Consider the following 19623-nt stretch of genomic DNA (forward strand, 5'->3'; position numbering starts at 1 on the left):
GTGCGGATGTGGGCGGAGCGGCCGGCGACGGCGCAGCAGCTCCGCGCCGGTATAGGCGAACTCAACCAGGCGCTGACGCGGGCCGAGCTCAAGCCGGGCGATATCATCGTGCGCGACGGCACGCCGCCGCAGCCGGCACCGGCCCGCGCCGGCCATTTCCTGGATCGCGCCACATGAGCGACCCCTCCAAGCTCGCGATCGCGCTGCATTACGAAAAGGGATCTGGCGCGCCCGTCGTCGTCGCCAAGGGCAAGGGCACGATCGGCGAAAAGATCGTCGAGATCGCCAAGACCCACGACATCCCGATCGAGGAGAACGAGATCCTGGCCGGCGCGCTCTCCAAGGTCGAGCTCGGCGACGAGATCCCGCCCGACCTCTACAAGGCGGTCGCCGAAGTGCTGGTGTTCGTGCTGCGGCTGTCGGGGCGGGGGCGGTAAACACGCCCCTGTCATCGTTTCACCATGTCGCGGTTGCATGGTCGCGGCGCTTTCACTGTTCAACGGACATCACGCTTGCTCACCCGTCGTTCCACTCTCGGCCTGCTCGCCGCAGCCACCATCCTGCCGTCACGTGCGTTCGCCCACGTTGCGCCGCCGCGCAACGAGATCCGCGACAGCCTCGCCAAGCGCTTCACCGACCTCGGCACGTCGGGCACCTTCGTCGGCTACAAGGTCGAGGATTATCTGATCGTCGCCTCCGACAAGGAGCGCTCGGGCGAGGGCAAGCTGCCGGCCTCGACCTTCAAGATTCCGAACTCGCTGATCGCGCTCGAGACCGGCGTGGTCACCGATCCCGACAAGGACGTGTTTGCCTGGGATGGCGTGAAGCGGCCGATCGAAGCCTGGAACAAGGATCACACGCTACGCAGTGCGATCGCGGTCAGCGCGGTGCCAGTCTATCAGGAGATCGCGCGCCGCATCGGCCAGGAGCGCATGCAGAAATATGTCGACGAGTTCGACTATGGCAATCACGACATCGGCGGCGGCATCGACCAGTTCTGGCTCACCGGAAATTTGCGCATCGATCCGGTCGAACAGATCGACTTCGTCGACCGGCTGCGCCGTCGCGCGCTGCCGATCAGCAAGCGCAGCCAGGACCTCGTCTGCGACATCCTGCCAGTGACCAAGGTCGGCGAGAGCATCATTCGCGCCAAGTCCGGGCTGCTGGGCGCCGAGCGCGGCGAGCCGTCGCTCGGCTGGATGGTCGGCTGGGCCGAGAAGGGCGAGGCGCACACCGTGTTCGCGCTCAACATGGATTGCAAGGAGCCGCGCCTCATCAGCGAGCGCATGCCGCTCACGCAGGCTTGCCTGACCGAGATCGGCGCGATCTAGCGGTTACGCTGTCAATTTGGCGCGCCTGCCTCAGGCGCTATCAGTCTTCTTCCCCGTCAGTGCCTGGTCGATCGCAAAGCCGCCGATCTCGCTCATCGCCTGCGAGATCACGTCGCCTTTCCGGGCAAAGCCATTGGACAGATAATCGAATTGCGTTCGCGCCAGCCTCAGCACCTCGATCGGCACGGCGACCGATGTCTCGTTGAAGCGGTCGACCGAGGCGCGCAGGCTGTCGAGCTCGCTCGTGAGCTTGCCGATATGGCTCTCCGCATGCTGCATCAGGCTGAGCAGCTTGCCGCGCTCGGCATCGAATGCGGCGCGCTCGGCTGCGGCCGCGGCGGTGACCTCGGCGAGCTGCGTCCGCAGCGCAGCGATCTCGCCGACCATGGCGTCGGAGGCCAGCTCGGCGGCCTGGCGGAGCTCGGTGCTGCGCGTGCTTTCGATCTGCTGCTCGTGATAGAGCCGCTCGGCCGACATCGCCCGTTGCGCCAGCAGCTCGATCAGGCTGGCCGCGCGCAAAAGCATCTCGCCGTTCCGCCCCGACACCATGCTGGCCATGCGCCGCAGGAAGTCGATGGTTTCGGACGACGAGTTCGGCGGCAGGGGGGACGACCGTCGCGGACATGAGGTGATGCTTGCAGCCAGACGTGATGGACCGCCGCCGTACCGACTTGGCTCACACAACATTCGGCGCCTGATCGCGAACGGGAAGCAAGCCTGAATCGGCTGGCCCGGTCAACCGGCCACGCCGCCAAATCTGAAGTCAGACGTCCTTCTGCTGGCCGATCCGCCCCAGATGGGTGAAGCCGAAACCGGCCGAATATTTCAGCCCATAGCCCAGCGCCCGGTCGATGCCGATATGGGCGAGCCAGATCAAGGCGATGGACAGGGTGAGCGGCGAGGCGAGGCCGAAGCCCAGTGTCAGCAGCGTCACCGGCAGCATGTAGCTGTGGGCGGCGTTGTAGACCATCGCGCCGAACCGGGCGTCGGACAGGTATGCCAGGAAGCTCAAATCCGGGACGAAAAAGAGCAGGGCGAACACCAGCCACGAGCCATCCCATGCCGCGTAGAGCATCACCATGCCTGCGAACAGGGTCAGGCCCTCCAGGCGAAGCAGGATATTGACGCCGCCTGTCGCAGCTCCTGTTTCGGTAGCTCGGTCGTCCATCTTCGTCTCCCAGGCAAAACTTTGTAATTCCTTGCGCTTTCACGCTGCGGCAAGGCAGCCCTGCGGTCCCGAAAGCCGCTTCCCGGGCCGCAAAATGCCGTGTTAGAACCCCCCGCAAGCGAGGCTTAGTTAAGAACTGGCGGGAGCAAATGAAACACATCCTGGACGCCCTTGAAGATCGTCGTGCCGGCGCAAAGCTCGGCGGCGGGGAGAAGCGCATCGAAGCGCAGCACGCCCGCGGCAAGCTGACGGCGCGCGAGCGCATCGAGCTGTTGCTCGACAAGGGATCGTTCGAGGAGTTCGACATGTTCGTCGAGCACCGCTCCACCGAGTTCGGCATGGAGAAGAACAAGATCCCCGGTGACGGCGTCGTCACCGGCTGGGGCACCGTCAACGGCCGCAAGACCTTTGTCTTCGCCAAGGACTTTACGGTGTTCGGCGGTTCGCTCTCCGAGACGCACGCGCTGAAGATCACCAAGCTTCAGGACATGGCGATGAAGGCGCGGGCGCCCATCATCGGCCTCTATGATGCCGGCGGCGCCCGCATCCAGGAAGGCGTCGCCGCGCTCGCCGGCTATTCCTACGTGTTCCGCCGTAACGTGCTCGCCTCCGGCGTGATCCCGCAGATCTCCGTCATCATGGGCCCCTGCGCGGGTGGCGACGTCTATTCGCCTGCCATGACCGACTTCATCTTCATGGTGAAGAACACCAGCTACATGTTCGTCACCGGTCCTGATGTGGTGAAGACCGTCACCAACGAGGTTGTCACCGCCGAGGAGCTCGGCGGTGCCTCGGTGCACGCGACGCGCTCCTCGATTGCGGACGGCGCGTTCGAGAACGACGTCGAGACACTCTTGCAGATGCGGCGCCTGATCGACTTCCTGCCGTCCAACAACACCGACGGCGTGCCGGAATGGCCGAGCTTCGACGACATCGGCCGGGTCGACATGTCCTTGGACACGCTGATCCCGGACAATCCGAACAAGCCCTACGACATGAAGGAGCTGATCCTGAAGGTCGTGGACGAGGGCGACTTCTTCGAGATCGCGGAGAGCTTTGCCAAGAACATCGTCACCGGCTTCGGCCGCATCGCGGGCCGCACGGTGGGCTTCGTCGCCAACCAGCCCATGGTGCTGGCCGGCGTGCTCGACAGCGACGCTTCACGGAAAGCCGCGCGCTTCGTCCGTTTCTGCGACGCCTTCAACATCCCGATCGTCACCTTCGTCGACGTACCGGGCTTCCTGCCGGGCACCGCGCAGGAGTATGGCGGCCTGATCAAGCACGGCGCCAAGCTGCTGTTCGCCTATTCGCAGTGCACCGTGCCGCTGGTCACCATCATCACCCGCAAGGCCTATGGCGGCGCCTTCGACGTCATGGCCTCCAAGGAGATCGGCGCCGACATGAACTACGCCTGGCCGACCGCGCAGATCGCGGTGATGGGCGCCAAGGGCGCGGTCGAGATCATCTTCCGCTCCGACATCGGCGACCCCGACAAGATCGCCGCGCGCACAAAGGAATACGAAGACCGCTTCCTGTCGCCGTTCATCGCAGCCGAGCGCGGCTATATCGACGATGTCATCATGCCGCATTCGACGCGGAAGCGTATCGCGCGGGCGCTGGCGATGCTGAAGGACAAGAAGACGGAAATGCCGGCGAAGAAGCACGACAATTTGCCGTTGTGAGAGGGAGTAGCTCGGATGAGCGAAGCGACATCCGGGTCTTTGCCTAAGTCCCGCATGTCGCTTCTCTCATGCGGGCTACCAATTTCTCCGAATTCGCATGACCGAAGACGATCCGACTGACGAAATCTCCGACATCGAAGATCGGATCGAGGCGCTCGCCGAGATCGCCGAGCGCTGCCGGAAGTACATCCTCGCGTCCAAGATCGCGATCGGTGGCGGTGCTGCTCTGCTGGTGGTCACGATCCTTGGCCTGCTCGGGACAGGTCAGACCGCCGCACTCGGATCAATCGCCTTGGTGCTGGGCGGGATCGTCTCGCTTGGCTCGAACGTCAGCACGCTGCGGCAGACGGAGGAGGCGATCGGTGCCGCGGAGGCGCGGCGCTCGGCGTTGATCGGGAGCATCGACCTTCGCGTCGTCGCCGATGCGCCGCTGAAGCTGGTGTGACGCTCGCCTCACGCGGCTTTGCGCGTCAGCCCCTGTAACTCCGTGCGGCATTCAGCGGCGAAGGCTTGGAGCCGCTCGGCTGTCTGCTGGTCGAGGATCGCCTTCGCCAGCCGCTCGGCGCGGGCAACCTGCTCCTTGAGATACGCGATGCGCGACATGTGTCACCTCTAGCGGAATAGTCCCGGCGAATTGCTTCATTCCGGCGGCGACGAGTCTTACGCCGAAGGCTGGACTGATTGCGTGAGGTACATCACACCCCACGCGCCTTATCCGCCGCCGCGAAATGCGCCATCTGGTCGGCGTGGGCCTTGGCGAAGGCCGGGCGGGCGATGGCGCGCGCCAGGTAGGCGCGGCAGGCCGGACGGTCCGCGAGCCCATCGAAGCCATCAGCGGGGCGCAGCACGTCGGCCATCAGGATATCGGCCACGGAGAACGAGCCCGCCAGCCATTCGCGGCTGGCCAACACCGGCTCGAGATGCTTGAGCCGAAGCTTGAAGAAGTCGTCCACGAATTTCCACGCTGCCGTGTCGGTTGGATGTCCCATGAACTTCGACATGGCCCAGGGCAGGCTGGCCATCTCCACTGAATTGAGCGCCGCGAACACCCATTTCGTCGCTTCAGTGCGACCGCGCGCATCTGTGGGCATCAGCTTGTCGCTGCGTTCGCCGAGATGCAGCAGGATCGCGCCGGTCTCGAAGATCGAGATGTCGCCGTCGGTCAGCCACGGAACCTGGCCGAACGGCTGGTGCGCGAGGTGCGCAGGCCCGCGCTCTTCGAACGCCACTCCCGCGACGCGATAGGGCAGGGCGGCCTCTTCGAGCGCCCAGCGGACGCGAAAGTCGCGCACGAAGCCCCTGGGAGCCTCGGGAACCCAATCGAAGGTGGTCAGGGTGAGGTCGGCCATTTGCTGTCTCCGTGTCCTGGTTCGAGCAGAGGACGAATGAGTGACGCACGTGCCGACACCGGCGCGAACTATTTTGTCGTCGGCGGCCGAAGCGGTTAGTGTCGGGTCAAACAACAGGAGGAAATCCGATGCCCGCTGCCTTCTTCGTCGTTCGCGCCATCGTCACCGATCCCGGCAAGCGCGCCGCTTTCGACCGATGGTACGAGAGGGAACATCTGCCCGACGCGGTGAAGGCGTTCGGCGTCAGCAAGGCCCTGCGGTTCTGGAGTCTGGACGATCCCTCGCTGCACCAGGCCATGTATCAGTTCGATGACGAGGCCAAGCTCGCGGCGATGCTGAAGGGCGATGCGCTCAAGCAGCTCGTCGCTGATTTCAACCGCGACTGGCCCGACGTGACGCGCACGCGCGAGACGCTGGTGCTGGCGCAGGAGTTCGGAGCGTAGCGCAATCTTGTAGCCCGGATGGAGCGCAAGCGTAATCCGGGATCGCGCGTGACGCACTATGGACCCCGGATTGCGCTACGCTCCATCCGGGCTACGAATTCTTCATCTAGCTCGGCGCCAGTCTGAACGCACGATTCAGCTTCGGTTCATGTCGTGACCGCGACACTTCCTCTGCATCACAAGCACGATGATCCAAGAAGGAAGAAATGATGGAGCGCCGGAACTTTTTGAAACTTGCATTGGGCATCACGGCGGGAGCCGCTGCCTTTGCCGCGACTGCGCAGGCGGCGCCGCTCTCCCCGCAGCCCGTCGGTGATCCCACTCGCGTGCCGCAAGGCAATACCGACGCTCAGCCCGCAGTCAGCACCAGTGAAGAAGCCGCGAAGCTGTCGCCCGAACAGGTTCACTGGCATGGCCATCACCGTCACCGTCACTGGGGCTGGCACCGTCGCCATTGGCGCCGGCACCGCCGGCGTTGGCACCGCCGCCATCACTGGTAAGCTCGCGAAGTCCGCGGATTGGATGGGGATCGCCGCTGGCGGTCCCCGTTTTTTTTCGAAGACGTAAGTCCCAAAGGAAATGGCCGCGCAGGGTAATCCTGCGCGGCCATTTGCAATGTAACAAAGATCAGTACGGACGGCAGCGGCCAGCGTACCAGCGGAAGCCGTAGGGGCACACTTTCGCGCGGGGCACCACGACGACCGGCGGGGCGACCACCACGGGGGCCGGGCGCACGACGACCGCGCCGCGCATCGGACGGCAGCCGCCATAGGCGCCGCGATACCAGCCGGGACCACAACCGCCGGCGGCGCTGGCCATCTCGCTGAACCCGACGACTGTGCTGGCGAGCACGACGGCTGCGAACAGATATTTCATTTGATCTTTCCTTCTCGTCCTTGGGAGCAGGCTTGGGGGATGGCGCTTGGGGCGCACAATGAATCGAGAGATACGATTCGACACGTTAAAATTGGAGAAACGCGCCGACACGTCGCGATCCAAACCTGCCAATCATGACCTGAATGCGGCATGAATGGTCCCCGCATCCTGCCTCCGACGACACGCAAGTGTCTCTAGCGGCCGAGAAAGTTCAGCACCAGCTCCCTGTACTTCGCGGGCGCCTCGAGGAAGACGAGGTGCCCAGTGTCCGGAATCACCTCAGCCTTCGCATTGGGCATCCTGGCAGCGAGCGTCTTCGCGAGCTCTGCGTTCTGCCCCATTTTGGCGCGCAGAGCCTCCGGCGCGAGGGGCCGGCCCGGCGCGTTGTGGTCGTCGGCGCCCATCACGAACAGGGTTGGTACCGTGATGAGCGGGATTTCGTGCGCCACCGGCTCGCGATAGATCATCTGGCCGGAGCTGACGAAGGCGCGCAGCCAGCGCGGATAATCGGGACTGCCCTTGATGTTGAAACGGGCATCGATGAACGGCGTGATCGCCTCGGCCGGCAGCTTGATCGCATAATTGGTCTGGAGCTGCTTGCGATAGCCCTCGGCCGTGAGCTTGTCCTCGGTCTCGATCATCTTGTCCGTCGGCGTCGGCGGCACATAGAGACGGTAGTCCTCCAGCCCGATCGGGGCGGTCAGCACCAGATGGGCGACGCGGTCGGGATAGGCGCGGGCGATGCGCACGCCGAGCATGCCGCCGAGCGAATGGGCGACGATCTCGGCCTTCTCGATCTTGAGGTGATCGAGCAGCGCCATGGTGTTGCGCGACAGATTGTCGAAATGGAGGTCGCCGGCCGGCTTGGACGATTTGCCGAACCCGATCTGGTCCGGCACCACGACGCGATAACCCGCATCGCTCAGCATCCTGATCACGGGTGCCCAATAGCTCGATGGGAAATTACGCCCGTGCAGCAGCACGACGGTGCGGCCGTTCGGCTGCGCGGGCGCCACGTCCATATAGGCCATGCTGAGCTGCTCGCCGTCGTTGACGAGCGGCATCAGGTGCACGGGATAGGGATAGGCAAAACCTTCGAGCGCGATGCCGTAGGGTTCGCGCGGCGCAGCGTCGGTCGCGTGGGATGCGAGGGGGATGCTCAGGAGGGCCGCAGCGAGTGCGGCCGGAAGAATGCGGATCATGCAGGTCTCCGTCATGCCCGGGCTTGTCCCGGGCATCCACGTGCCAGCCGCAATAAAGACGTGGATGGCCGGGTCAAGCCCGGCCATGACGGCAGCGAGAGTTCACACGCGATTGTGTGATCTCATGCGGCTTGCGTGATCAATCCTTGCCCTCGCCAAACAGCGCGGCGAACTGCTTCTCGCCGGTGCGGGTGAAATTCACCACGCGGCTGCCGGGCGTGGCGTCGCGCGCAGCCCATTTGAGCTCGGCAAAGCGCTGCATCATGGCAGCGCCCAGCGTGCCGGCGAGATGATGGCGCCGCTCGCTCCAGTCGAGACAGGCCTTGCACACCGGCCGGCGCGGATGGGCGAGCATGCCGGGCGAGATCTGCAAATGTTTGGCGAGGAAGCGCTCGCCCTCGGCCGTGAGCTCGATCTCCTGTTTCTTCTGCCTGATCAGTTGCCGTGCGCGCATGGTGTCGAGCATCTGCACGCCGAGATCGCCGGCGAGATGGTCGTAGCAGATCCGCGCGCGCCGCAGCGCCGGATCCTTCGGCCCCGTGCGCACGCGCATGTGCCCGGTCCGCGCGGCAAGCCCCGCCAAGCCCTCGAGCACGCCGGCGACGTCGTCGTCTGTGAGGCGGTAATAGCGATGGCGGCCCTGCTTCTCCGGCTCGACGAGGCCGCCGGCTTCGAGCTTCGACAGATGCGAGCTCGCGGTCTGCGGCGTAATGCCGGCCTCCTGCGCAAGTTCGCTCGCAGTCAGCGCGCGACCGTTCATCAGCGCGGTGAGCATGTTGGCGCGGGCGGGATCGCCGACCAGCGAAGCGACCATGGCGATATCAGGACCTGATTTCATGCTTCGATGGTAGCCGAAGCATCGTGGTCGGGCAAGCGCGTAACGTGTCTCTGCAAACACGTCATTGCGAGCGCAGCGAAGCAAGCCGGTGCTTCCGCGGCGACGGCGTCGCTTTGCTCGCGGCAACGGCCAAAATCAGGAGCCCAACTTGTCTGTCACCGTCTTCATCCGCTATCAGCTCGATCCGTTCAAGCGCGCGCAGTTCGAGGAATATTCGAAGCGCTGGCTCACCATCATCCCGAGATGTGGCGGCGAATTGATCGGCTACTTCATGCCGCATGAGGGCACCAACAACATCGCCTTCGGCTTGATTTCGTTCGAGAGCCTGGCGGCGTACGAGTCCTATCGCAAGCGGCTGCGCGCTGATCTCGACGGCACGGCGAACTTCAACTTCGCGGAGGCCGAGAAATTCATCCTCGCGGAAGAGCGCACCTTCCTGCGCAAGGTGGTATTGTAGGCCACGACATCATTAGCAGGAGCCGCCCCCATGATCGCCGTGATCTTCGAAGTCTGGCCGAAGCCGGAGCACCGCCAGGACTATTTTGACCTCGCGGCCGACCTGAAACCGCTCCTGCAGACCATCGACGGCTTCATCTCGGTCGAGCGCTTCGAGAGCCTGACGGAGAAGGGCAAGATCCTGTCGGTGTCGTTCTGGCGGGACGAGGCGGCGGTCGAGGCCTGGCGCAACACGATGGAACATCGACGCACCCAGGCCAAGGGCAGGGCGAAGATCTTTGCCGATTATCATCTGCGGATTGCCAGCGTCATCCGCGACTACGGCATGACTGATCGCGAGCAGGCGCCGCGGGACAGCCGAGCGGTGCACGACGCCGGCTAGCGCCGTCATGTGCTGGCGCGCTCTGGCGCTGCCGGCCCGGCACGCCTATGTCTTCGCGGCCAACAAGGGGAGAGAAACATGCACGTCACGACCGCGGACAAGCGCGCGACATTCAGGAAGCTGCATGAGAGCGGCTGCTTCATCCTGCCCAATCCTGTCGATGTCGGCAGCGCGAAGGCGTTGCAGCATCTCGGCTTCAAGGCCATTGCGTCATCGAGCGCGGGCTTTGCCTGGACCATCGGCAAGGCCGACAACCGCGTCGGGGTGGAAGAAGTCTGTCAGCATCTGGCAGCATTGAGCTCGGCGGTCGACATCCCCGTGAACGCGGATTTCGAGGGCGGCTTTGCCGTGGAGCCTGGCAAGGTCGCCGACAATGTCGAGCGCTGCGTGCGCACCGGTGTTGCCGGCCTGTCGATCGAGGACTCCACCGGCGACAAGGTCAATCCGCTCTACGATCACGCGCTCGCGGTCGAGCGGATCAAGGCCTCGCGCAAGGCGATCGGTGATAGCGGCACGCTGCTGGTCGGCCGCTGTGAGGCGTATTTGTGGGGCGTCACTGATCTCAAGCTCGTCATCGACCGGCTCACCGCCTACGCGGACGCCGGCGCCGACTGCCTCTATGCGCCGGGCCTGAAGAGCCGCGAGGACATCGCGGCGGTGGTGAAGGCGGTGCATCCGAAGCCATTCAATCTCCTGATCGGCGGCTCCGGCCTGTCGCTGCAGGAAGCCGAAGATCTCGGCGTGCGCCGGATCAGCGTCGGCGGCTCGCTCGCCCGCGCAGCCTGGGGCGGCTTCATGCGCGCAGCAAAGGAGATGGCGGAGCAGGGGACCTTCACCGAACTCGGCAACGGCTATTCCGGTGGCGAGCTCAACAAGATGTTCAGCTAGAGCGTTTTCGAGCGAAGTGGATACCGGTTCGCGTGAAGAGAACGCGTCAAATGAGAATCTAGAGCTTCGGTTCTGATTCAATCAGAACCGATATTGCTCCAGCCAACGAAAAGCGGCGGGATCTGCATCCCGCCGCTGTCTCGCTCTTCCGTACTGTATTACTTCGCGCCCTCAGACGGCGTCGGCGTATCCGGCGCCGGCTTTGCAGCAGGCGTATCGGGAGCCGGCGCGGCCGGCCTGCTCGGCGCAGCACCCGTGGTCACGCCCGGCTCGGTATTGGTGCGCGGCGTCACGTCGCGCATGCCTGGAGGCGTTGCCGGATTGGTCGTCTGCGCGGTCTGCGAGGCCGGCGTGTTGCTGGCCTGGTTGGTCGTGCTGGTATTGTTCAGGCCATAGAACACGGCACCCAGCACCAGCGCGATCGCAACGGCGAATAGCGCAACTCTGCCGCTGGAGGCGGGGCCTTCGCCGAGCTCGGGATCAGCCTGAAGATTGGCATCGTCCCGGCGCGCCGCGCGAAGATACTCATCGTCGGCGAGGTTCGGGCGGTACGGATCGTTGGGAAAACGGTCGTCAGCCATCGATTGGTCTCCTCGGGTTATGACGTCGGGACAACCCGTGGATGCGAGATTCTGTTCCGGGCTTCCCTATGCTTTCGTCTCATGTTGCCCTCGCCCCGGGAATCGGGAACCTGTCTGAGGAGGGAACCGAATGCGAGTTCCAATGGCAGCGACGAAGGGAACAAGCCGATGTGGAGCCTGCCGCCGACGGATAGCGTGCTGCATCTTCTGGGGTACGTCGCCATCACGGCGGAAGGCATGACCGCGGCGCTGGCCGCCGGCCGGCGCAGTATGGACTATGTCGGCGTCTGCCTGCTCGCTTGCGTGACGTCGCTTGGCGGCGGCACGCTGCGCGACCTGTTTCTCGGTCATTATCCGCTGGTGTGGGTGGCCAATCCGATCTATCTCGCGCTGCCGGGCGGGGCAGCGCTGCTGACGATCCTGATCGCGCGGCTGGTGCATCGCTTGCACCTCGCCTTCATCGTGCTCGATGCCATCGGCCTCGTCGTCTTCACCATGATCGGCTGTGACGTTGCCTGGCAGATGGATGCTTCGCTGCCGATCGTGATCGTCTCGGGCATGGTGACAGGCTGCGCCGGTGGCGTGTTGCGCGACGTGCTCTGCAACGACGTGCCGCTGCTGTTTCGCTCCGAACTCTATGCCAGCGTCTCCGTGATGACGGGCCTGTTCTACGCGACCGCCTTCGGCCTCAATCTCAACGCCGAGCTCTGGACGGCCCTGACCTTCGTGCTCGGCCTCAGCTTCCGCCTGCTCGCGGTGCGCTACAAATGGGAGATGCCGAAATTCGTGTTCACGGGGGATGAGCCGAAGTGAGCGCTGTTGCGCGCGAATAGCGAATGGACCATTCGCTACTCGCTACTCCCCATTCGCTCCTTCCGCGCTTTCCCCACCTGCGCCGGCGTCACCAGCGGGGCCGCGTTGCCCCAGGAATTGCGGATGTAGTTCGTCACCGCCGCGATCTCGTCGTCGGACAATTGCTTGGCATAGGCGGGCATCTCGCCGGTGTTGGGCGCGCGCGGTGTCGTCACCGTGTGGGCGCCGTCGAGGATGATCCGCAAGGTGGAGGACGGATTGATCGATTGCAGCAGCGCGTTGCCGGGCAGCGGCGGATAGATCCGGGGTGCGCCCGTGCCGTCGGCTTCATGGCAGGCGACGCAGAGCTTGGCGTAGACCGCCTGGCCCGCCTTCATCTCGGCATCATCGGGTGGCGTCACGATGGTCTCGCGCCGCGCCGGCGGCAGGCTCTTCAGGTAGACCGCGATCGCGCGCACATCCGCATCGCTCATTTTCGAGGTCGAGTTGACGACCACCTCCGCCATCGGCCCGCCGGCGTGGCTCCTGGCGTTGCGCCCGCTTTGCAGATATTCGACGATGTCTGCAGGGCTCCACGACTTCAGCCCGGTGCGGGCGGCACCATCGAGCCTTGGTGCGTACCAGCCGCCGACCTCGTTGCCCGACAGTGCCTGCGCCAGCCTGTCCGCGCCAAAGTAGTTCTTCGGTGTATGGCACGCGCCGCAATGACCGAGCCCGGTCACGAGATAGCCACCGCGATTCCAGGCTGCGCTCTGGCTCTGGTCCGGCTCGAACAGGCCGGGCTTGAAATACAGATAGTTCCAGACCCGCATCAGGCCGCGATAGCCGAACGGCCAACGCAGCTCCGGCGGCTTGTTGCGGCCGGTGACAGGCGCCAGCGTCGCCAGATAGGCCCGGATCGCCAGCGTGTCGTCCTTCGTCATCCGCGTGAAATAGGGATAGGGAAATGCCGGGTAATAGTTGGAGCCGTCGGGTGCGAGGCCATAGCGCAAGGCGCGCGTGAAATCGGCATCCGCCCAGGCGCCGATCCCGGTGTCGCGGTCCGGGGTCAGGTTCGGCGCATAGATCGCGCCGAACGGCGTGTCGATGCGCTTGCCGCCCGCGAACGGCTTTGCCGGATCGGCGGTGTGGCAGCCCGCGCAGTCGCCCGCTTCGACCAGCGCCTTGCCATAGGCGATCAGTTCCGGCGATGGCGCGGCGGCGCTGGCCGCGCTTCCGACCGCACTGCACAACGCCAAACCCACGAGAGCCAACCCAGCCAGAATCGTCCGCATCGAAAGCCTCTCCTGCGACCAATCGACCTGACCCGCGTGATCGGAGCGTCGATTCATTTCGCGACGGCCGGGGTATCGTGACACAAATTGAAAATGCGTAGGCTGTTTCTGGCCACGAAATTGCGATTTTTACCCGGCGCTCCCTTTGGTCCAGAATTGTGATGCGGAGCGCGAAATATCCGACATAGAGTGGCGAAGACGGTCGGCGCGCCCTAGCTAAAAACAACGGGCAGGCAACGGCTTAAGGCAAGACCTGAACAGGGCGTTGGAAAGAGGACAGCATGGGCATCAACCAGGGTCCGATCAGTCTCGATCAGAAATACACCCAGGAAACCGGACACGTCTTCACCACGGGCATCCAGGCTCTGGTCCGTCTGCCCATGGCCCAGATCCGGCGTGACCGCGCCAATGGCCTCAACACCGCGGGCTTCATCTCCGGCTATCGCGGCTCGCCGCTCGGCGGCTACGACCAGCAGCTCTTCGCCGCCCGCAAGCACCTCGAACAGTACAACATCAAGTTCCAGCCCGGCGTGAACGAGGATTTGGCCGCGACCGCGGTCTGGGGCTCGCAGCAGCTCAACCTTTCGCCCGGTGCCAAATATGATGGCGTCGTCGGCATCTGGTACGGCAAGGGCCCCGGCGTCGACCGCTGCGGCGATGTGTTCCGTCACGGCAATGCCGCGGGCTCGGCCAAGAACGGCGGCGTGCTCTGCCTTGCCGGCGACGATCACGGCGCGAAATCCTCCACGGTGCCGCATCAGTCCGACCACGCCTTCATGTCGGCGCTGATGCCTTATCTCTACCCGTCCAGCATCCACGAGATGATCGAGATGGGCCTGCTCGGCATCGCGATGTCGCGCTATTCCGGCTGCTGGGTCGGCATGAAGGTGATCACGGAGACGGTGGAGACCACCGCCGAGATCGATCTCACCGACGAGATGAAGCCCTTCATCATTCCCGCCGATTTCGAGCTGCCGCCCGGCGGCCTCAATCTGCGCTGGCCCGACGACCGTTTCGAGCAGGACCGCCGCCTGCAGGACTACAAGGGCTTTGCCGCCATCGCCTTCGCGCGCGCCAACAAGGTCAATCGCGTCACCATGGATTCGCCGAACGCCCGCTTCGGCATCATGGCCTCGGGCAAGAGCTATGAGGACGTCCGTCAGGCGCTGCGCGAACTCGGCATCACCGAGGAGGTCGCCGCCAAGATCGGCCTTCGCCTCTACAAGATCGGCATGCCCTGGCCGCTGGAGCCGGAAGGCGTGCATGAATTCGCCGTCGGCCTGGAGGAGATCTTCATCGTCGAGGAGCGCCGCGAGATCGTCGAGAACCAGGTCAAGCAGGTGCTGTTCAATTGGCGCGACGACGTCCGCCCGCGCATCGTCGGCAAGATGGACGAGCACGACAAGCGCTTCCTCACCTTCGCCGCCGAACTCAGCGTCGCCTCGCTCGCGACCTCACTCACCGAACGGCTGCTTCGACTTAACCTCAACCCCGAGATCGCGGAGATGCTCCGCGTCAAGGCCGATTGGTTCAACGGCCGCCAGGCGACCCAGATGCAGGCGGTCGCGCCTGTCTCCCGCACCCCTTATTTCTGCTCCGGCTGCCCCCACAACACCTCCACGAAGGTCCCCGAAGGCAGCCGCGCGCTCGCCGGCATCGGCTGTCACTTCATGGCGCTGTGGATGGATCGCTCGACCGAGACGTTCACGCATATGGGCGGCGAGGGTGTGCCCTGGGTCGGTATCGCGCCCTTCACCAACGAGAACCACATCTTCGCCAATCTCGGCGACGGCACCTATTTCCACTCGGGCATTCTCGCCATCCGCCAGGCGGTGGCGTCCAAGGCCAACATCACCTACAAGATCCTCTACAACGACGCCGTCGCCATGACCGGCGGCCAGCGTCATGACGGCGATCTCTCGCCGCAGCAGATCACCCATCAGCTCCACGCCGAAGGCATCCGCGAGATCTATCTGGTCTCCGAAGCGCCCGACGCCTATCCGGCCGAGACCATCGCGCCCGGCGTGAAGCTCTATCACCGCGACGAGCTGCAGAACGTCATGAAGATGTGCCGCGAGTTCAAGGGCACCTCGGCGATCGTGTTCGTGCAGACCTGCGCCGCCGAGAAGCGCCGCCGCCGCAAGCGCGGCCTGATGGAGGACCCGGCACGCCGCGTCATGATCAACCCGGCGGTCTGCGAAGGCTGCGGCGACTGCTCGGTGCAGTCGAACTGCATCTCGGTCGAGCCGCTGGAGACCGAGTTCGGCCGCAAGCGCGCCATCAACCAGTCCTCCTGCAACAAGGACTATTCGTGCCTCAAGGGCTTCTGCCCGTCCTTCGTCACCGTGGACGGCGGCAAGCCGCGCCACCGCGCGCCGGCAGAACTCGCAGACATTGGCGAGCTGCCGGAGCCGACCTCGCGGCCGACACTTGAAAAGCCCTACAACATCGCGGTCGGCGGCGTCGGCGGCACCGGCGTGCTCACCATCGGCGCGCTGCTCGGCATGGCCGCGCACATCGAGGGCAAGGCCTCGATGATCCTAGACATGTCGGGCCTGGCGCAAAAGGGCGGGGCGGTGCTCAGCCATGTCCGCCTGTCCGATCATCCGGCGGAGGTGACCTGCTCGCGCATCGTCACCGGCACGGCCGATCTCGTGCTCGCCGCCGATGAGGTCGTCGCAGTCGCCAAGGACACGATCACGCTTTGTGATAGCACCCGCACCCGCGGCATCATCAACAGCCACGTGATCCCGACCGCCGACTTCGTGCTCAACCGCGACTTCAACTTCCAGACCCGCAAGCTGAACGGGCTCCTGGAAACGGCGCTGCACAAGGACTCCGTGTTCTTCGACTTCACCAAGCCGGCCGAGCAACTGCTGGGCGACTCCATCGCCACCAACATGATGATGATGGGCTATGCCTATCAGAAGGGCTTGTTCCCGCTGTCGGCGGAAGCAATCGAGCAGGCGATCGAGGTCAACGGCGTCTCGATCAAGATGAACAAGGAAGCCTTCCGCCTCGGCCGTCTTGCGGTCGCCGATCCCCAGCGCCTCGCCGACATGCTGAAGGGGACGGACGAGGTTGTCGCGCCCAAGACGTTGGATGCGATGACGCTCGACGAGGTCATCGAGCATCGCGCCAAGCACCTGACAGCCTACCAGAACAACCGTCTCGCCAGGCGCTATCGCAAGCTGGTCGACCAGGTCCGCGATGCCGCGGTCAAGGGCGGCTATGGCGAGGCGCTGCCGCGCGCGGTCGCGGTGAACTATGCCAAGCTGCTGGCCTACAAGGACGAATACGAAGTCGCGCGCCTCTACAGCGACGGCGCCTTCGAGCAGCAGCTCCGCGACCAGTTCGAGGGCGACTTCAAGTTCAACTTCAACCTGGCCCCGCCGATTCTGGCGAGTGGCGTCGATGCCTTGGGCCGCCCGAAGAAGCGCGCCTTCGGCCCGTGGATGCTGAGCGTCTTCCGGGTGCTGGCAAAGTTCAAGTTCCTGCGCGGCACCCCGCTCGACATCTTTGGCCGCAGCGCCGACCGCAAGCTCGAGCGCGATCTGATCGCCGGCTACGAGAAGGACGTCGCCACCGTGCTCGGCCTGCTGTCGCCGGTCACGGTCGACACTGCGGTGGAATTGCTGTCGCTCCCCGACCGCATCCGCGGCTACGGCCCGGTGAAGGAGAAGGCGGTGCACGACGCCAAGGCCCGCTACGCCCAGCTCGCCGCCGATCTCGCGAACCCACCGCCGGCGCCGCGGCAGATCGCAGCGGAGTAGGGCGACTCGTAGGGCGGATTAGCGAAGCGTAATCCGCCACGTTGCCGCGAGATCAAATGGGGCGGATTACGCCTTCGGCTAATCCGCCCTACGACACCATGCCTTGTGCTGCCCGCCGGGCAAAACACCCATGCCGTGGGTCAATCCGCTCCCGCAAAAACATTCCGCTTTACCGAAATTCGGAATCGTCGTATTCGTCCGCCACCTCATCCCAGTCAGAGGGGCGTATCGCGATCGTCACGGAACGCGGGGTGAGCGGCGGTGGACGCGGGCTGCGTCGCGCGGACGATTGTCTCGTGCACGACGGGCGCGGTCTCGCGTACGGCAAAATCGTGTGGTCCTAACGCCCGGGGTCTGTGCGTCAAGTCTTGCGGTCACTCGCAAGGCGACGGGGGCAATAGTGCATCGCTCCCCGGGGAGAGCGCGACATAAGCCGTAAAGCCACTGCGCAGGGAAGGCAGGATGTTTGGCCGCACCTGTATGCCGCTGTGCAACTGTTCTTCGCGCAATTCGCGCACAGCGGACCGTGGGTGCCCAGCCGGCACCCGGTCTTCCCTGCGCCCTCTGTTCCTGAGGGAGGCAAGACGGACGCAAAGCTCGGGCAGGAATTGCCGCGAGGATGCGAAGCTGTGTCTGCGCGTTGGAGGCCGTAGGATGGGTAGAGCACTTGCGAAACCCATCCTATTTCAGCATGCGAACGGGAGTTGATGGGTTTCGCTTCGCTCTACCCCCTGCCATCCTACGAGAGCATCTTCACTTGCGCCGACCCGCTGCCCTCTCGCGCGACGGAATATTTCCGCGCTTGCCAATCAGGCCCTCGCGGTTCAGAAAAACGGGGCCATAAGAAACGCGAGCGGAGACCTCTGTTTTGACCATCAAGGGCAAGGCCTACATTGCCGGGATCTACGAACACCCGACCCGGCATGCGCCGGACAAATCCACCGCCCAGCTCCACGCCGAGGTCGCCAAGGGTGCGATCGAGGATGCCGGGATCAGCAAGGACGATGTCGACGGCTATTTCTGCGCGGGCGATGCGCCCGGCGGCGCCTGGCCGATGGTCGATTATCTCGGCCTGAACACCAAAAAGCTCCGCCACGTCGATTCCACCGAGACCGGCGGCTGTTCCTACATCATCCATCTCGGCCATGCGGCTGAAGCGATCGCCGCGGGCAAGTGCTCGATCGCGCTGATCACGCTGGCCGGCAAGCCGCGCACTGGCGTGATGCCGCCGCGCGCGGCCGGTGCCGAGGTCGATTTCGAATCCGCTTACGGGGCGACCACGCACAATGCCTACGGTATGTGTGCCATGCGCCATATGCACGACTATGGCACCACCTCGGAGCAGCTCGCCTGGATCAAGGTCGCGGCCTCGCATCACGCGCAATACAATCCGCATGCGATGCTCAAGGACGTCGTCACGGTCGAGGACGTCCTGAACTCGCCGATGATCTCCGATCCCCTGCATCGCATGGATTGCTGCGTCGTCTCCGACGGCGGCGGCGCGCTGATCGTGACCACGCCCGAGATTGCCAAGAGCCTGAAGAAGCCGCTGGTCAAGTTGATCGGCCATGGCGAGGCGATGAAGGGCCCGCGCGGTGGCAAGGATCTCGATCTCACTTACTCCGCCGGAATCTGGTCCGGCCCGCGCGCGTTCGAGGAAGCCGGCGTCACGCCGAAGGACATCAAATACGCCTCGATCTATGACAGCTTCACCATCACGGTGTTGATGCAGCTCGAAGACCTCGGCTTCTGCAAGAAGGGCGAGGGCGGCAAGTTCGTCGCCGACGGCAATCTGATCTCGGGCGTCGGCAAGCTGCCGTTCAACACCGATGGCGGCGGCCTCTGCAGCAACCATCCCGTCAACCGCGGCGGCATGACCAAGATCATCGAGGCCGTCCGGCAGCTGCGCGGCGAGGCGCACCCGAAGGTGCAGGTCAAGAATTGCGATCTCGCCATCGCCCACGGCACCGGCGGCCTTTTGGGAGTTCGCCACGCTGCCTCGACCGCCATTCTGGAGCGCGTGTGATGAGCGAAGCAAAGAAATACCCGGCACCGGTCACCAATCCGGAAACTGCTCAGTTCTGGGACGCCGCCAAGCAGGGCAAGTTCATGATCAAGCGCTGCACCGCCTGCGGCGAAGCGCATTACTTCCCGCGCTCGATCTGCCCGTTCTGCTACTCCGACAAGACGGTGTGGGAGGAGGCCTCGGGCGAGGGCACGATCTACACGTGGAGCCTGATGCGGAAGTCGCCGACCGGCCCCTACGCCATCGGCTACGTCACGCTGAAGGAGGGGCCGTCGGTGCAGACCAATTTCGTCGACTGCGATCTGGAAAAGCTCAAGATCGGCCAGAAGGTGAAGGTGGTGTTCAAGCCGACAGACGGCGCCCCGCTGCCGTTCTTCACGCCGGTGTAGTTGCTTCTTCCTTCTCCCCTTGTGGGAGAAGGTGGCGCGAAGCGCCGGTTGAGGGGTGTCGCTCCACACTAAGACTGTTGCTGCGGAGCCAACCCCTCACCCCAACGAGTTTGCCGCACGGCTCTCGCAGCCCTCTCCCGCAAGGGGAGAGG

The 19623-nt window shown here is 64.5% G+C and carries 23 protein-coding genes; 14 read left to right on the forward strand and 9 right to left on the reverse strand.

The features are described from left to right. The 3 genes from fliK to blaOXA form a co-directional block, all read left to right on the forward strand. Positions 1-177 (forward strand): flagellar hook-length control protein FliK (gene fliK, locus SE91_RS35220; RefSeq protein WP_197489455.1); only part of this gene is annotated, 177 nt, incomplete at its 5' end. Beyond that, positions 174-437: an EscU/YscU/HrcU family type III secretion system export apparatus switch protein gene (locus SE91_RS11470; RefSeq protein ID WP_061847682.1), complete on the forward strand. Its 264-nt coding sequence runs from the start codon at positions 174-176 to the stop codon at positions 435-437. The genes fliK and SE91_RS11470, both read left to right, overlap by 4 nt. Positions 438-461: 24 nt before the next feature. Beyond that, positions 462-1331: a class D beta-lactamase gene (blaOXA, locus tag SE91_RS11475; RefSeq protein ID WP_502687133.1), complete on the forward strand. Its 870-nt coding sequence runs from the start codon at positions 462-464 to the stop codon at positions 1329-1331. A gap of 30 nt (positions 1332-1361) precedes the next feature. On the opposite strand, the gene SE91_RS11480 is transcribed toward blaOXA, so the two are convergent. Next, positions 1362-1856: a hypothetical protein gene (locus tag SE91_RS11480; RefSeq protein WP_245318433.1), complete on the reverse strand. Its 495-nt coding sequence runs from the start codon at positions 1854-1856 to the stop codon at positions 1362-1364. Positions 1857-2094: 238 nt separating this feature from the next. Beyond that, positions 2095-2499, reverse strand: a complete 405-nt coding sequence (locus SE91_RS11485) for a DUF4260 domain-containing protein (protein ID WP_061847683.1) — start codon at positions 2497-2499, stop codon at positions 2095-2097. Positions 2500-2648: 149 nt separating this feature from the next. On the opposite strand from SE91_RS11485, the gene SE91_RS11490 reads away from it, so the two are divergent. Both SE91_RS11490 and SE91_RS11495 read left to right on the forward strand, forming a co-directional pair. Then, entirely contained in the window at positions 2649-4181 is a 1533-nt protein-coding gene (locus SE91_RS11490) for an acyl-CoA carboxylase subunit beta (RefSeq protein ID WP_060736356.1), read from the forward strand. Between the two features lie 97 nt (positions 4182-4278). Then, positions 4279-4626 (forward strand): hypothetical protein, encoded by a 348-nt coding sequence (locus tag SE91_RS11495; RefSeq protein WP_008567010.1) that lies wholly within the window; start codon positions 4279-4281, stop codon positions 4624-4626. Positions 4627-4634: 8 nt separating this feature from the next. Here SE91_RS11495 and SE91_RS37015 read toward each other — a convergent pair whose 3' ends face one another. Then, a complete protein-coding gene (locus tag SE91_RS37015; RefSeq protein WP_167520293.1) occupies positions 4635-4784 on the reverse strand; it encodes a hypothetical protein in 150 nt (49 codons plus the stop codon). Between the two features lie 92 nt (positions 4785-4876). Further along, entirely contained in the window at positions 4877-5530 is a 654-nt protein-coding gene (locus SE91_RS11500) for a glutathione S-transferase family protein (protein ID WP_060736355.1), read from the reverse strand. A 128-nt stretch (positions 5531-5658) separates the two neighbouring features. Here SE91_RS11500 and SE91_RS11505 point away from each other — a divergent pair, with 128 nt between their 5' ends. Both SE91_RS11505 and SE91_RS35225 read left to right on the forward strand, forming a co-directional pair. Then, positions 5659-5973: a hypothetical protein gene (locus SE91_RS11505; RefSeq protein ID WP_008549130.1), complete on the forward strand. Its 315-nt coding sequence runs from the start codon at positions 5659-5661 to the stop codon at positions 5971-5973. 209 nt (positions 5974-6182) lie between these two features. Beyond that, positions 6183-6473, forward strand: a complete 291-nt coding sequence (locus tag SE91_RS35225; protein WP_008549126.1) for a twin-arginine translocation signal domain-containing protein — start codon at positions 6183-6185, stop codon at positions 6471-6473. 127 nt (positions 6474-6600) lie between these two features. Here the strand turns inward: SE91_RS35225 and SE91_RS11510 are convergent, their stop codons facing one another. The 3 genes from SE91_RS11510 to SE91_RS11520 all read right to left on the reverse strand — a co-directional run bounded on the left by SE91_RS11510 (position 6601) and on the right by SE91_RS11520 (position 8889). Continuing rightward, positions 6601-6849, reverse strand: a complete 249-nt coding sequence (locus SE91_RS11510; RefSeq protein ID WP_008549124.1) for a GCG_CRPN prefix-to-repeats domain-containing protein — start codon at positions 6847-6849, stop codon at positions 6601-6603. Between the two features lie 194 nt (positions 6850-7043). Beyond that, positions 7044-8051, reverse strand: coding sequence for an alpha/beta fold hydrolase (locus SE91_RS11515; RefSeq protein ID WP_060737781.1), 1008 nt, complete (start codon positions 8049-8051; stop codon positions 7044-7046). A gap of 139 nt (positions 8052-8190) precedes the next feature. After that, positions 8191-8889, reverse strand: coding sequence for an ArsR family transcriptional regulator (locus SE91_RS11520; protein ID WP_060736354.1), 699 nt, complete (start codon positions 8887-8889; stop codon positions 8191-8193). A gap of 148 nt (positions 8890-9037) precedes the next feature. Between SE91_RS11520 and SE91_RS11525 the strand changes: the two genes are divergently transcribed. The 3 genes from SE91_RS11525 to SE91_RS11535 all read left to right on the forward strand — a co-directional run bounded on the left by SE91_RS11525 (position 9038) and on the right by SE91_RS11535 (position 10615). After that, positions 9038-9346 (forward strand): NIPSNAP family protein, encoded by a 309-nt coding sequence (locus tag SE91_RS11525; protein WP_060736353.1) that lies wholly within the window; start codon positions 9038-9040, stop codon positions 9344-9346. 30 nt (positions 9347-9376) lie between these two features. Next, positions 9377-9727 (forward strand): antibiotic biosynthesis monooxygenase family protein, encoded by a 351-nt coding sequence (locus SE91_RS11530; RefSeq protein WP_008549112.1) that lies wholly within the window; start codon positions 9377-9379, stop codon positions 9725-9727. Between the two features lie 78 nt (positions 9728-9805). Then, complete coding sequence (locus tag SE91_RS11535) at positions 9806-10615, forward strand: isocitrate lyase/PEP mutase family protein (RefSeq protein WP_061847684.1); 810 nt, start codon at positions 9806-9808, stop codon at positions 10613-10615. A gap of 158 nt (positions 10616-10773) precedes the next feature. Here SE91_RS11535 and SE91_RS11540 read toward each other — a convergent pair whose 3' ends face one another. Beyond that, positions 10774-11196 (reverse strand): hypothetical protein, encoded by a 423-nt coding sequence (locus tag SE91_RS11540; protein ID WP_061847685.1) that lies wholly within the window; start codon positions 11194-11196, stop codon positions 10774-10776. Between the two features lie 168 nt (positions 11197-11364). Between SE91_RS11540 and SE91_RS11545 the strand changes: the two genes are divergently transcribed. Further along, positions 11365-12009, forward strand: a complete 645-nt coding sequence (locus tag SE91_RS11545; RefSeq protein WP_061847686.1) for a trimeric intracellular cation channel family protein — start codon at positions 11365-11367, stop codon at positions 12007-12009. Positions 12010-12044: 35 nt separating this feature from the next. On the opposite strand, the gene SE91_RS11550 is transcribed toward SE91_RS11545, so the two are convergent. Next, entirely contained in the window at positions 12045-13283 is a 1239-nt protein-coding gene (locus tag SE91_RS11550; protein ID WP_061851090.1) for a c-type cytochrome, read from the reverse strand. 281 nt (positions 13284-13564) lie between these two features. On the opposite strand from SE91_RS11550, the gene SE91_RS11555 reads away from it, so the two are divergent. From SE91_RS11555 to SE91_RS11565, 3 genes are all read left to right on the forward strand, one after another. Continuing rightward, positions 13565-17056, forward strand: a complete 3492-nt coding sequence (locus SE91_RS11555) for an indolepyruvate ferredoxin oxidoreductase family protein (RefSeq protein WP_061847687.1) — start codon at positions 13565-13567, stop codon at positions 17054-17056. An 868-nt stretch (positions 17057-17924) separates the two neighbouring features. After that, positions 17925-19082, forward strand: coding sequence for a thiolase family protein (locus SE91_RS11560; protein WP_061847688.1), 1158 nt, complete (start codon positions 17925-17927; stop codon positions 19080-19082). Beyond that, the gene (locus tag SE91_RS11565; RefSeq protein ID WP_061847689.1) at positions 19082-19471 is read left to right on the forward strand and encodes a Zn-ribbon domain-containing OB-fold protein; all 390 of its coding nucleotides are present in this window, start codon (positions 19082-19084) and stop codon (positions 19469-19471) included. Before SE91_RS11560 ends, SE91_RS11565 begins: the two co-directional genes overlap by 1 nt. The last annotated feature ends 152 nt before the right edge of the window (positions 19472-19623 follow it).

The sequence above is a fragment of the Bradyrhizobium sp. DOA1 genome (genome assembly GCF_001593325.1).
In the GTDB taxonomy this organism is placed as follows: Bacteria; Pseudomonadota; Alphaproteobacteria; order Rhizobiales; family Xanthobacteraceae; genus Bradyrhizobium.

What these genes read in the sequence shown, in the direction of transcription:
- SE91_RS11470 (WP_061847682.1), top strand. Translation starts at nt 174, where the DNA reads ATGAGCGACCCCTCCAAGCTCGCGATCGCGCTGCATTACGAAAAGGGA.
- blaOXA (WP_502687133.1), top strand. Translation starts at nt 462, where the DNA reads ATGTCGCGGTTGCATGGTCGCGGCGCTTTCACTGTTCAACGGACATCA.
- SE91_RS11480 (WP_245318433.1), bottom strand. Translation starts at nt 1,856, where the DNA reads ATGCTTTTGCGCGCGGCCAGCCTGATCGAGCTGCTGGCGCAACGGGCG.
- SE91_RS11485 (WP_061847683.1), bottom strand. Translation starts at nt 2,499, where the DNA reads ATGGACGACCGAGCTACCGAAACAGGAGCTGCGACAGGCGGCGTCAAT.
- SE91_RS11490 (WP_060736356.1), top strand. Translation starts at nt 2,649, where the DNA reads ATGAAACACATCCTGGACGCCCTTGAAGATCGTCGTGCCGGCGCAAAG.
- SE91_RS11495 (WP_008567010.1), top strand. Translation starts at nt 4,279, where the DNA reads ATGACCGAAGACGATCCGACTGACGAAATCTCCGACATCGAAGATCGG.
- SE91_RS37015 (WP_167520293.1), bottom strand. Translation starts at nt 4,784, where the DNA reads ATGTCGCGCATCGCGTATCTCAAGGAGCAGGTTGCCCGCGCCGAGCGG.
- SE91_RS11500 (WP_060736355.1), bottom strand. Translation starts at nt 5,530, where the DNA reads ATGGCCGACCTCACCCTGACCACCTTCGATTGGGTTCCCGAGGCTCCC.
- SE91_RS11505 (WP_008549130.1), top strand. Translation starts at nt 5,659, where the DNA reads ATGCCCGCTGCCTTCTTCGTCGTTCGCGCCATCGTCACCGATCCCGGC.
- SE91_RS35225 (WP_008549126.1), top strand. Translation starts at nt 6,183, where the DNA reads ATGGAGCGCCGGAACTTTTTGAAACTTGCATTGGGCATCACGGCGGGA.
- SE91_RS11510 (WP_008549124.1), bottom strand. Translation starts at nt 6,849, where the DNA reads ATGAAATATCTGTTCGCAGCCGTCGTGCTCGCCAGCACAGTCGTCGGG.
- SE91_RS11515 (WP_060737781.1), bottom strand. Translation starts at nt 8,051, where the DNA reads ATGATCCGCATTCTTCCGGCCGCACTCGCTGCGGCCCTCCTGAGCATC.
- SE91_RS11520 (WP_060736354.1), bottom strand. Translation starts at nt 8,889, where the DNA reads ATGAAATCAGGTCCTGATATCGCCATGGTCGCTTCGCTGGTCGGCGAT.
- SE91_RS11530 (WP_008549112.1), top strand. Translation starts at nt 9,377, where the DNA reads ATGATCGCCGTGATCTTCGAAGTCTGGCCGAAGCCGGAGCACCGCCAG.
- SE91_RS11535 (WP_061847684.1), top strand. Translation starts at nt 9,806, where the DNA reads ATGCACGTCACGACCGCGGACAAGCGCGCGACATTCAGGAAGCTGCAT.
- SE91_RS11540 (WP_061847685.1), bottom strand. Translation starts at nt 11,196, where the DNA reads ATGGCTGACGACCGTTTTCCCAACGATCCGTACCGCCCGAACCTCGCC.
- SE91_RS11545 (WP_061847686.1), top strand. Translation starts at nt 11,365, where the DNA reads ATGTGGAGCCTGCCGCCGACGGATAGCGTGCTGCATCTTCTGGGGTAC.
- SE91_RS11550 (WP_061851090.1), bottom strand. Translation starts at nt 13,283, where the DNA reads ATGCGGACGATTCTGGCTGGGTTGGCTCTCGTGGGTTTGGCGTTGTGC.
- SE91_RS11555 (WP_061847687.1), top strand. Translation starts at nt 13,565, where the DNA reads ATGGGCATCAACCAGGGTCCGATCAGTCTCGATCAGAAATACACCCAG.
- SE91_RS11565 (WP_061847689.1), top strand. Translation starts at nt 19,082, where the DNA reads ATGAGCGAAGCAAAGAAATACCCGGCACCGGTCACCAATCCGGAAACT.